This is a genomic window from Pseudomonas sp. QC2 (genome assembly GCF_002859085.1).
In the GTDB taxonomy this organism is placed as follows: Bacteria; Pseudomonadota; Gammaproteobacteria; order Pseudomonadales; family Pseudomonadaceae; genus Aquipseudomonas; species Aquipseudomonas petroselini.
In genome coordinates, this window is record NZ_PKKS01000001.1 from 38130 (window position 1) to 50870 (window position 12741).

A 12741-nucleotide genomic window follows, 5' to 3' on the forward strand; every position below is an offset into this window, starting at 1 on the left:
CATGAAACTGGTCAGAACCCGCCAACGTACCGTGATGTGGATCATCGATGTGCTGTTGACCCTGATGGCCTGGGCCGGGTTGATCTGGCTGCTGGCCCGCGGGATCGGCTCGATGCTCGACAGCCACGGTGGGCCACGGATTGAAGCGCCGATCTTTGCAGCGCTCAATACCCTGCAGATCTACCTGTGGATCGCGCTGTTCAACGCTGTGATCCTGGTCAGCTGGGCCCGCTACCAGCAACGCAAGGGGCGCAAGTTCGCCCAGCGTCGCGCGGAGGCCAAAGCCCTCACCGACAAGAACCTGAGCGAGAGCTTCAGCCTTGCTGAAGGGGACCTTGAGCAGTTGCGTCGACCTGGGGTGTTGGTGATCCATAACGACGAGGACGGCGGTGTCGCGCAAGTGACATCCCATGTCTCCCGCGATGTGGAAAAGCCGGGGCTGACACTGGTGCCTGGCAAGGACCAGACCAAAGACGCCGGTTGAGTATTGTGACGGGCGGGCTTTGTGTCTGCCGCAAGCCCGCTCGTCACAGGTATAAGCTTTAAGCCCATAAATGGGATCCAAATCACAAAAAGGCCGCGAACTTTTCTGCTGTTTTCGGTACTAACTTATCTCGGCAAGAACTTGATGGCTAATTAATAGCAATCTGTTAGTTCTCCGACGAATCGCGATCAATAGTGCTGCCGCTTGTCGGATTAATACTTCCAGTTACAAGCCGTTCGCCTATTTGATTATTTTTACTTGTTATCAATCAATGGGTTGCGTGATTAGCTTGCGCGAATATCCAACTAGCTCTGTTCTTTGAGTTGGCGGAAGTTCGATGTTAGTTTGCCGGCCTTTGATTTTCGACGGATCGAACATGTCTTCGTTATTGCCACGGACTCGGTATCTGCTGTGCACTTTCCTGCTCGCTTATTTGAGCCTGAACAGCGCCACGGCCGCCCCTACGCCCGGGGATCAGGACCTGATCCGCGACCGGCAGAACCGTTTGCTCGAAGAGCAGCGCCGGCGCCTCGAAGAGCTCAAGGACCTTCCCGGTAAAGAAGCCAGGCCCCAGGCCCCGGCGACGCCTGCCGACACACGTTGCTTCCCAATCACAGACATCGAACTCAAGGGCGCTGACAGTCTGTCTGCCGACGACCGCGCGGGCTTGCTCAAACCCTACACACGCCAATGCCTGGGCGTTTCACAGCTTAATGAACTGCTCAAGGTCATCACCGATTTCTACATTTCCAAAGGCCGCGTCACCAGCCGTGCCTATTTGCCTCAGCAAGACCTTTCCAGCGGCCACCTGCAGGTGCTGGTGGTGGAAGGCAAGCTCGAAGGCGTGAAAGGCGGCCCAGGCAGCACCGTCACCGACCGCGAACTGGCGATGGCCTTTCCCGGCAAGGTGGGTGAGCCGCTCAACCTGCGCGAAGTCGAGCAACTGGTCGACCAACTCAGCCGCTTGCCGTCCAAGCAGGCGCAGATGGAGCTGACGCCCGGCAGCCAAGTGGGCGGCAGCGAAGTGGTGGTCAAGAACACCCCTCAGAAACCCTGGCGCGCCAGCCTGTCGCGTAACAACGACGGTCAGAAAAGCACCGGCGAACAGCAATGGGGTGCTGGTCTTGAGTGGGACAGCCCCCTCGGCCTGGCCGATCAACTGATACTGCGCGGCGGCCACGACGCCATGAGTGATCACCAGAAAACCTCGAAAAACAGCATGCTCTACTACAACGTGCCATGGGGCTGGTGGAACTTCAGTTACACCTACAGCGAAAGCGACTACCGCACCCTCGGCGATGCTGATGGCTTCAAGTTCAAGCAGTCCGGCGACAGCCAGAACCATCAGCTGCGCGCCGAGCGTGTGATCCATCGTGACGATGTGAGCAAGACCTCAGTGAACGTCGGCCTCGCCCATATACGCACCAACAACTACTTGCTCGACACTCGCCTGGGCCCCAGCAGCAACCGCCTCAGTGAGTTCCAGGTCGGCATCAACCACGGGCGGCGTATCGGCAGCGCCTTCGTCAACCTCGACCTGGGTATGCAGAACGGCATCGGCGCCTTCGACGCGCAAAGCAACGACCAGGAACGCGATCGCGAGGGCAACCTCACGCCCACGCCGAACTACCGCAAATACACCGCCACGCTCAGCTACCTGCAGCCCTTCACGCTGTGGGGTGAGTCGTTCAGTTTTTCCAGCCTGGCCACCGGGCAGCGCAGTGAAGACGTGCTGTTCAGCCCCCAGCGTATCAGCCTAGGCGGGTCGGCCTCGGTACGCGGCTACAAGGACCAGCAACTCACCGGCGACAGCGGTGGCTACTGGCGCAACGACATTCGCTGGGCCCGCCCGGTGACGTGGGACTGGATGCGCCCGGCGTTCCTGGAATACGGCGCCAGTGTCGGCTACGACCAGGGTGTGATCCGCAATGACCGCTACAACGAAACGCTCCATGGCCGGGTTTCGAGCAACTCCTTGGAGCTGTTCGCCCGCGGCAAAAACGTCAGCGCCAGCGTGACATTTGCCCACTCCCTGGAACGCCCTGCGGTGATGAGCGAGCGCGAAGCGCCGATCTATTTCCGCATGGATTTTTACCTGTAATTCAACGCCAGCTGCCTTGAGATCTTGAATATGGACATTCGCCCTGTTTCTGCCCTGAAAAGCCTAACCCAGCGCGGCCTCGCACTGATTTTGGCGAATGCGCTGTTCTGGCAGCCGCTGCTGGCCCAGGCCGACGGCATTGTCGTCAGCGGCCCTGGCACCACGGTCGGCCAGGCAGGCAATGGCGTGCCGGTGGTGAACATCGCCACGCCGAACGGCAGCGGCCTGTCGCACAACCAATTCAAGGACTACAACGTCGGCCCCAACGGCGTGATCCTTAACAACGCCAGCGGGCCGGTGCAAAGCACGCAACTGGGCGGGATCATCGTCGGCAACCCGAACCTCAGGGGCGGCGCGGCGAATGTCATCCTCAACGAAGTCAAAGGCGGCAGCCCCAGCCAATTGCGCGGCTACACCGAAGTGGCGGGCCAGTCGGCCAAGGTCATCGTCGCCAACCCCTACGGCATCAGCTGCAATGGCTGCGGCTTCATCAACACCCCCAACGTCACCCTGACCACCGGCAAACCGATGATCGATCAGGCCGGGCAACTGAAAAGCTACCAGGTCGATGGCGGCGCCGTGACCATCGACGGCCAGGGCTTGAATGCAAGCAACGTGGACCGCTTCGAAATCATCACCCGTTCGGCCAAGATCAACGCGAAGATCAACGCCCGCCAATTGACCGTGATCGCCGGCCGCAACGACGTCGATGCACAAAGCCTGAAGACCACTGCGCGCGCCGACGACGGCAGCGCCAAGCCCGAACTGGCCATCGACTCGTCGGCCCTGGGTGGCATGTATGCCGGTGCGATCAAACTGGTGGGCACCGAAGCCGGTGTGGGCGTGAAGCTCGACGGCACACTGGCCGCCAGTGGTGGTGATATTCAGCTCGACGCCAACGGCCACCTGAGCATGGCCCAGGCCGCCGCGAGCGGTGCGGTGGACATCAAGGCCGCGAGCCTGGAGACCAAGGGCGCGGTGTACGCGGGCACCACCCTCAAGGCACAGACCAAGGGCGCACTGAAAAACAGCAAAACCCTCGCCGCCCGCGACAGCATCACCCTGGCCAGCAACGGCCAGCTGACCAACAGCGGCATCATCGAAGCCGGCGTCAACCCCGACAACACGCGCAATGCCGGTGGCGACGTCACCCTCGACAGCCAGCACCTCACCAACACCGGCACGGTGATCGCCAATCGCAACCTCACCGCCACCGCGCAAAGCCTGGATAACCAGGGCGCTACCTTGAGCGCCAAGCAGGCGCTGAGCGTCACCGCCGCCAGCGTCGACAACCGCAACAAAGGTCGCCTGCTCAGCGACGGCGCACAGACCCTCAACGTCAGCGGCCTGCTGGACAACAGCCAGGGCGGCATCATCGACAGCACCGGTGCGTTCACCCTCAACGGCAATACCCTGGAAAACAGCGCCGGTAGCTTGACCGCTGGTGGGGCGATCACCCTCGATTTGATCGGCGACCTGATCAACCGCAACGGCAAGCTGGCCAGCGCCGGGCCGCTGCTGATCCAGCGCGCCGCGCACATCGATAACCAGGGCGGCAAGCTCGCCAGCCAGGGCTTGCTGACGGTATTCGCCAACAGCATCGACAACCGTAACACCGGCACCCTGGCCGCCAACGATGGCCTGGCCCTGACCACCAGCGGCCTGTTGCAAAACAGCGGCAACGGCCTGATCCACAGTGAAAACGCTGGCGTGACCATCACCGCCGGTACGCTCGACAACGACGGTGGCCGTATCGCCGCCAAAGCCGGTGATGCGCAGATCGATGCAACGGATTTCAACAACGGCAGCGGCGCGTTGTTTGCTCGGGATCGCGTGCACCTGACCGGTATGAATGTGGATAACGGCGGCGAAATCGCCGGCAACCGGATCGACGTCAGCCTCAATGGCGCACTGACCAACCGTGGCCTGATCGAAAGCGCCACGGCCCTTGATGTCGAGACCGCCAGCCTCAACAACAGCGGGCAAATGCGCGCCTTGGGCACCAGCGGCAAGACCCGCTACGCCATCGGTGGCCTGCTCAACAACAGCGGTAGCCTGGAAACCGCCAACGACCAATTGAGCCTCGCCGCGACCCGCTTCCAGAACACCGGCGGCAAGGTGTTGCACGTGGGCACCGGCGCGCTCGACCTCAGTGGCATCAGCCTCGATGACGTGGGGGGCAGCCTGGTCACCAACGGTGACCTGACCTTCAACAAGGCTAATTGGACCAACAGCACGGCGATCCAGGCCGGGCGCCTGACCGTCAACGTGGATAACCTGCAACAGACCGCCACCGGCAAACTGCTCGGCACCCGCGCCCTGGTCGGCAGCGGCAAGGACTGGACCGTGGGCGGCAGCGTCGCCAGCCAGGGCAGCCTGGATCTTTCGGTGGGCAACCTGCTCAACGACCACGGCCTGATCTTCAGTGGCGGCGACCTGAACCTCAAGGTCGACCGCCTGAAAAACCTCGGCGCCACGCTCTACGCCATGGGCAACCTGCGCGTCGATCGTGACGGCCAGGGCGGCTTGGCCACCAGCATCATCAACAGCTCGGGCACCATCGAGAGCGAGCGCAACCTGGTCCTGGCCGCCAGCACGATCCAGAACATCCGCACTGTGCTCAACACCGAGTCCGGTATCTACAGCGCCTCCATCACGCCCACGGCCTGTATCTTTCGCGTGACCGGTGGAGACTGCGACGGCCCCAAGCAGAACCGCCCGTTCCTGATTACCCAGCGTGATCACTTCATCGTCAGCCAGGCCACGGCAGCGTCCAGCATCACCTCGGGCGGCAACATGCTGCTCACTGGCGGCGAGCTGCTCAACAGCAGCAGTAGCATCGGCGCCGGTGGCAACCTCACGGCCGTCGTCAACCAACTCACCAATGTCGGTGTAGTGACCCACGACACTCAGTACGATCGCATCTTCACCTCCGCCCGTGAGCGCAAGCCCGGTGCCTGGTACCGCGAAGCCGCTGCGTTCACCCAGCGCTATTCGGCCGGCCAGGACATGGGCGGCGTCGAAGCGGGCCTGGCCTCGTTCATCGGTAAGATGGAGAGCGAGCAGATCGCCCTGCGCAAGACCACCCAGTTAAGCGCGCCAGACCAAAGTTACGCCGCTGTGATCCAAGCCGGCGGCAGCGTGGATGTGAAGGCCCAGGCCGGCATCGACAACAGCGTCGTGCGCGGTGGCTACACCTACGTCGGCAGCGGTGCCAACACCCATGCGCCGGGCTACTCGACCCTGGTCAGCCTCAACCCGCAACTGCCGCCGGACGTTGCCCAGCAACAGGTCAACCCGCTAGGTCTGCCTGGCTTCGACCTGCCCAGCGGCCAGAACGGCCTGTTCCACCTCAACGACAGCGATGGCGCCAAAGGCCTGCCCACCAGCCAGTTCGCGGCCAGCCCGCATAAATACCTGATCGAAACCAACCCGCTGTTCACGGATATGCGTCAGTTCCTGGGCTCGGACTACATGCTGACCAAGCTCGGCTATGACCCCGACACCGCGCAAAAGCGCCTGGGCGATGGTTTCTACGAACAGCGCCTGATCCAGCAAGCCGTACTCGCCCGCACCGGCCAGCGCTTCATCGACGGCCAGACCAGCGATGCCGACTTGTTCAAGCACCTGATGGACAACGCCATCAGCAGCAAAAGCGCCCTGAATTTGTCCGTAGGCGTGAGCCTCACCGCCGAACAAGTCGCGGCCCTGACCCACGACATCGTCTGGCTGGAAAACGCCACCGTCGCCGGGCAACAAGTGCTGGTGCCGGTGTTGTACCTGGCCCAGGCGAACAACCGCCTGGCACCCAATGGGGCGCTGATTTCCGGCAGCGACGTCAACTTGATCACCGGCAGCAACCTCAATAACGCCGGTACATTGCGCGCCAGCGGCAGCCTGTTAGCGAACGTCGGCGGCAACCTCAGCAACAGTGGGTTGATGGAAGCCGGTGGTCGCCTCGACCTGCTCAGCGGCAACAACCTGACCAACCGCGCAGGCGGTGTGATCAGCGCGGGCAACGTCAACCTCGCCGCTGGCGCCGACCTGCTCAACGAACGCAGCGTCACCACCCACGAAAGCGCCAGCAGTTACCGCACCGAACGCAGCGACTTCGTCGACAGCGCCGCGCGCATCGAATCGGCCAACGATTTGGCCATGCAGGCGGGCGGCAACGTCAACAACATCGGTGGCGTGCTCAAGAGCGGTGCCGACACCACGGTCAAGGCCGTGGGCGACGTGAACATCACCGCTTCAAAAACCCTCGACAGCGGCGCCATCGGCAACCGTTCCAGCTTCACCACCATCGCCCAACAGGGCTCCGTGGTCGACGCTGGCCGCGACCTGCATGTGATTGGCGGGCGCGATATCAGCGCCGTGGCCAGCCAGGTCGAGGCCAAGCGCGACGTCAACCTGATTGCCACTCGCGACCTCAACGCCGTTGCGGCGGCCAACGAGCAGCACTCCACGGGCAACACAAAAAAGGTCAAGAGCATCGAAGACCACGTGCAGCAAGTGTCCAGCGTGATCAAGGCCGGCGGCGACGCCACCCTGAGCGCCGGGCAGAACCTGCAACTGGTCGCCAGCCAGGTGAATGCCGGCAACGAGGCGTACCTGGTATCCGGTAAAAACCTCGAGCTCAAAGCCGCTGCAAACCAGGACTACAGCTTCTACAGCAAGACCAAGAAAACCTCCCAGGGCAAGAAATTCCGCCTGGATGAAACCGACGTCGTGAACAACGTTGGCAGCCTGGTCAGCGCGGGGACGAACAGCACCGTCGTCGCCGGTGCAGACCTGCTGCTGGCTGGGAGTGCCGTCACTGCTGAAAAAGGCGCCACGCAGCTGGTGGCCGGCCAGGACGTGAACATCCTCGCCGTCAGCAACGCCGACAGCGCCCGCCACGAACGCAAGGAAAGCAAAAGCAGCTGGGGCGGCCTGAAGTCGAGCAAAGTCCAGGACAAAGTCGACGAAAAACGCACCACCGCCATGGGCAGCATGGTCTCCGGCGAAACCGTCACCGTCGCCGCCAAGCGCGACGCCACGGTCACCGGTTCCAACCTGGTCAGCACCGGCGACCTCGCCGTCCAGGCCGGCCGCGACCTGACCATCGACGCGGCGCAGAACACCTTCGCCCGCACCGACATGCACAAGGAAAAAAACCGCGACCTCACCGGCGTACTGACCGGCAACAAGCTCGGTCTGGATGACATGACCGGCAACCAGAAGCTGTACATCAACAGCTCGAAACACAACGGCACCGCCAATGAAATGACCTTGACCGGCAGCACGATTGGCTCGAGCGCGGGCAATGTGTCGTTGACCGCTGGGCGTGAGTTGAAGGTGGTGGCCAGTGATCTGGTGAGCACCAAGAACATGGAGTTGAGTGGGGCTAATGTCACCGTTACTTCGGGGATGGAGACGGCCAGTCAGACCAGTAAGGACAGCTCAAAAAGCTTGGCGGTTGGGCGAGTGATTGCGGGCACCGTGGTCGACACCGCCAACAGCATCCGCGACGCAGCCGAGGCGGCGCGCAGCTCCGACGATCCACGCCTCAAGGCTGTGAAGATCGCCCAGGCGGCGCTGTCGATGTACAACCTGAATAACCAGGCGGGCGATCTCGCTAAACAAAGTACCGGCTTCAAGGACAAGACTGGTGGCTCTGCCGGCAACGGGTCGCTGATCAAGATCGGTACCGAACTGGCCAACACCCGCACCAAAAGCAGCAGCGAATACACGGCGCAGACCGCTCACCAGAGCAGCCTCAACGCCGGGGGCAAACTGTCGATCATCGCTGCGGGCGATGCGCCGGGCACTGTGGGTGACTTGACGATTACCGGCAGTACGTTGAAAGCCGACAGCACGTTGCTGTCCGCGAAAAACAACATCCTGATGCAGAGCGCACAGAACACCACCGACCGCAAAAACGACGGCTCACGCAACAGGACCGCTATCGGTGCCAGCTTCAACATAGGCGAGCAAAACGGTTTCACCATCGACCTCGGTGCACAAACCGCCAAGAACCTTGGCTCTGGAGGCTCGGTTATCCAGGTCAACACCACGTTGGACACCGGCTCGCTGGTACTGCGCAGCGGCCAGGACACCAGCCTGATCGGCGCGCAGGTACGCGCTGACCGTATCGATGCCAACATCGGCGGCAACCTCAACATCCTGTCGCGCCAAGACACCGAAACGTCCAAGAGCAAGCAGAACAGTGCGGGCTTCGGTGCGAGCATCTGCATTCCGCCGATCTGTTATGGCTCCCCGGTAACCGCGTCCGCGAACCTGGCGGCGTCGAAGATGAACAGCGACTACCAGGCGGTTACCGACCAGAGCGGCTTCTTTGCCGGTAAGGGTGGCTACACCATCGATGTGGCGAAAAACACCACCCTGCAAGGTGCGGTGATTGCCAGTGAAGCCAGCGCTGACAAGAACCGCCTCAGCACGGATCGTCTGCTGGTCAGCGACATCAAGAACAAGAGCGAGATCGAGAGCAAGTCGGCGGGCATGAGCGTCTCTGGTTCTTACAGTAGCGGCGCGAGCACCGTCACTCCGGGCGCTCTGTATGGCATGGCGCTTAATGATTCGGATCACAGCTATACGCGCAGCGCTGTCAGCGAAGGCACGATCGTAGTGCGCAACCCCGAGGGCGCCAACGACCTCGTTGGTTTGAACCGCGACACGGCTAATGCTAACCAGCGCCTCGACAAGCCTGATGAAAAGGCCATGCAAGAGCGCATGGAACTGGTCAAAAGCTCGATGGAGTTGACCAAGGGGATTGGCGATGCGATTGCTGCGGCCAGGATCAAGGCCGCTGACGACCCTAACAGTGACGTCAACAAAGCGACCCGAGAGAAGCTCGTACAGGAAGGGGTTACTAACCCGACGCGGGATCAGATCAACCAACGTGCCCAGCAGGATTACGGCGTTGGGAGCAGCTTCCAGAAGGCCAGCCAGGCGGTGACGGCTGTGGTGCAAGCGGCCATGGGTGGTAGCGTCGGGGGCGCGTTGGCGGGAGCGGCGGCGCCGTATCTGGCAGAAACCATCAGGGACAGGACCAAGGGCGACCCCACAGCCAATTTGATGGCCCATGCGGTACTGGGTGCTGTGCTCGCCAAGGCTGGCGGTAACTCAGCACTCGCTGGCGCAGCCGGTGCTGTGGCGGCGGAAGAAACCGCCAGGCTGATCAAGGAACATTTGTATGGCGTCGTCAGTAATGAAAGCCTGACCCAAGAGCAAAAACAAACAATCGCCAGTCTTTCGACCCTGGCAGGTGGCCTTTCTGGATCGCTGACCGGCAAGGGTGCGTTGGATGCGGTGGCAGCGGCGCAGGTTGGGAAAAACGCGGTTGAAAATAACCTGTTGAGCCCGGCTAACAAGTCTTTGCTTCAAAAGGCTCGCGACGCGATCAAGCACAAAAAGTACACCATCGAGGACGCAAAGACGCTTATCGCGCTCGATCAGCAAGATCAGATTTCAGATGCCTTGGTTGAGCGCCTGCGCCGCAATTCAGACTCGATGTCGGCTGCCGATAAAGACGCAGCACAGGCGTACCTCACGGATTACACAAACGCACTCGTTGCGGCGTATGGACAGGGTGAGGCTGATCGTCGCATCTACGCGCTTATGCGGCCCGGTCCTCTGCGACAAAGTAACGATGTGGCGTACGCGGCTGGTAGTTCCAATAAAGACGCTTCGCTGGAACGGCTCTATCCCGGCGATTTGTTGGCGCAGATGAACCGCTCTCCTAGCGAAAACGAACAGCTTTACCGCGAAGCGCAACAGAAAATGCTCATTAACCAGCACTACGAAGGGGAGGCTGCAGTTGGCACGCCTGCTTTGTATGTGCTGGGCGGGGGCGTGGGGTTGGCGGTACGGTTAGTGACCGCTGAGAGCGGCGTATTGCAGATCACTTATGGTGGCGTGCAGGCCTATAACGGTGACTCAAGCGACGGCGCCAAGAACATTTTCCTTGGGGCTTTGAACGCATCGGCTGCAGGTTTGCCGAGCGTGTTAAAAGGACAGTCGGTCGCCGGCAGCACGAAGGGGATGACACCCAAGAGTGAGAGCGTGGTTGGGGCAATACCTGACGCGGAACTCGGTATTCTGGTTGATAGGAACGTTCTGCAAGCCGGTCCAGATTTCGCCAAAGGTGCAAAAGAGACCTCAGCGCCTGTAGTGGGGGGATTGGATCTTTCGAAGGTTGATGTATTGACCATAAAAGACGCACGCAAGCATGAGGGCGAAAATAAAGGTTTGATCTTCGTACAAGAACCTCAGGGAGATTTTAGTAAGCCGTTTGTGAAATTCGAAGCGGGTACAACAGGAGCGTTTTCAGAGGTTCTTTCGCAGCGTAAGGCCGTGCCTGCAATACGGTTTGACAACCCAAATCCTAACGGTAACAATTTCGTGAAGTTTGATGGCGTTGAGGATGTCGATGGTATTACCCTAATTGACCGAAAAACAGCACTGACATCGTTTGATAAGCAGATTCAAAGTGTTCAGCGAGTATCGAATGCGTTGAAACAAAACCCTGGTATCAAAGCCGTTTTTGAATTTCCAAGTCAAAAAGCGGCTGATAGAGCAACTAATATTTTGATTGAGCAAAATATCAGAAACATTACTGTGAGGGTTGCACCCTGATGACTACGCATAAGCTTGAATTTCGTCACAGGCCAAAATTTTCAGAGCCTATTGAAAAGCGGCACCAAAATTTTCTGGAAAAGTTGTCCGGCTTAGGCAAACCCTGGGACTTGGACGGTGCTGTAGAAGTTCCCGATATTGAAGGCGAGCTTGTTGTTGCTGTTTCTTTAGATAAGTTTCTTCCAAAGGGAATAAAAGGCCGAATTGCATATGCTCTTAGAAGTGAGAAATATCTAGAAGATGATGCTCAATTTGATGACTCTCTATTCGTTGAGTTTTCGAATGCTAAAGTTGATTATTCCGACTTGTTGAAAAGGATTTTCCCTGCATACGTACATGCTTTTGGTGCCTATAGAGCTGCGCTGCATGATTGGTCGGTTACTAGACGCGACTGGCCGGAAGTAATAGCTGCATGCGATGCTACAAAAAAAGATGTTAACGGGAGAGATGGTGTTTTTCGTATAAATGCGGTTAATTATTTTGATGAGGCATTGTGCATTCGCGCATTTGGGAAAAGTCCTCAACAGATTATTAGCTGTCTCAAGGGGCACGTTGAGGAGGCGTCGGAACTGGCCGGAGGTGTGCTGATTGTTGTTAGCTATACACCGCTGTCCACCAGTGAGATAACTACTGCTGGAGAGCGATTAAAAAAACTTTTGGTTGGGTGATGCGAGGGGCTAGGTGCAAAAGGGGCTGTAATTCCAAAAGGTTTTTCAAGCGCAGATGACTTTTCACGTTTTAGCACAGATACACGAGATGGTTTGGCACGCGCTGGCTATGGGAATGTAGAGCCAATTCTTCAAGGAAGTGCCGTAACAGGTAAGAGTTTTAAAACCGGGCAAGAATTTGACGTTGGCAGGGTAAGTGACTTTGATATTGCGCTGGCAAGCCCAGAACTTTTGCAGCGAGCTCAATCTTTAGGAATAGGTTTGAGGAGCGGTGGAAGTCGTACAGGTCCATTGAGTGCGAGAGACTTGCAAACTCTTGGCCTAAAGGATTTGTCGAGGAGAAAAATAGGGGTCAGACCACGGTTTTGCGCTTTTTAGAGTTCAGCAAAATTGCTCTTTTAAAATATGATTTATTTTTTGTAATTATTCGATTTTGTTGGCCTGGTGATGGGCGGCTAAGCTGTTAGCTCTTATTCATTTGGGGGTTTATATGGCTCGCCGTCCTAGAGTTATACTGCCGGATATCCCGTTGCACATTATTCAGCGGGGAAACAACCGGTCTGCGTGTTTTTATTCAGACGAAGACTATATTTTTTACGTTGATAAATTAGACATGCTTGCTGAATTGTATGGCTGTGAAATTCACGCAATGTGCTTGATGACAAATCACGTTCACTTGTTGTTGACTCCCACCTGCTTCGCAGGTGCTGGTCTACTTATGAAAGGGCTGGGGCAGCGCTACGTTCAATACATCAATCGAACCTATCAACGAACGGGCACGTTGTGGGAAGGACGTTTCCGCTCCTGTCTGGTTCAAAAAGACAACTATGTTTTAGCTTGCTATCGATATA

At 58.7% G+C, this 12741-nt stretch carries 5 protein-coding genes; all 5 read left to right on the forward strand.

The genetic code is table 11. From position 1 onward, the window contains the following. The first annotated feature begins 1 nt into the window (after position 1). The gene (pgaD, locus tag QCBJ_RS00160; protein WP_043204617.1) at positions 2–484 is read left to right on the forward strand and encodes a poly-beta-1,6-N-acetyl-D-glucosamine biosynthesis protein PgaD; all 483 of its coding nucleotides are present in this window, start codon (positions 2–4) and stop codon (positions 482–484) included. 376 nt (positions 485–860) lie between these two features. Next, a complete protein-coding gene (locus QCBJ_RS00165; protein ID WP_102059881.1) occupies positions 861–2585 on the forward strand; it encodes a ShlB/FhaC/HecB family hemolysin secretion/activation protein in 1725 nt (574 codons plus the stop codon). 30 nt (positions 2586–2615) lie between these two features. Then, entirely contained in the window at positions 2616–11222 is an 8607-nt protein-coding gene (locus QCBJ_RS00170; RefSeq protein WP_256581431.1) for a hemagglutinin repeat-containing protein, read from the forward strand. Continuing rightward, positions 11222–11890: a hypothetical protein gene (locus tag QCBJ_RS00175; RefSeq protein WP_102059882.1), complete on the forward strand. Its 669-nt coding sequence runs from the start codon at positions 11222–11224 to the stop codon at positions 11888–11890. The genes QCBJ_RS00170 and QCBJ_RS00175 overlap by 1 nt, the downstream gene beginning before the upstream one ends. A 490-nt stretch (positions 11891–12380) precedes the next feature. Continuing rightward, on the forward strand, positions 12381–12741 hold a 361-nt coding region (locus tag QCBJ_RS00185; protein ID WP_177410635.1), incomplete at its 3' end, for a transposase.

Excerpts from the sequence above, each read along its gene's own strand:
- pgaD (WP_043204617.1), top strand. The coding sequence starts at position 2 with ATGAAACTGGTCAGAACCCGCCAACGTACCGTGATGTGGATCATCGAT.
- QCBJ_RS00165 (WP_102059881.1), top strand. The coding sequence starts at position 861 with ATGTCTTCGTTATTGCCACGGACTCGGTATCTGCTGTGCACTTTCCTG.
- QCBJ_RS00170 (WP_256581431.1), top strand. The coding sequence starts at position 2,616 with ATGGACATTCGCCCTGTTTCTGCCCTGAAAAGCCTAACCCAGCGCGGC.
- QCBJ_RS00175 (WP_102059882.1), top strand. The coding sequence starts at position 11,222 with ATGACTACGCATAAGCTTGAATTTCGTCACAGGCCAAAATTTTCAGAG.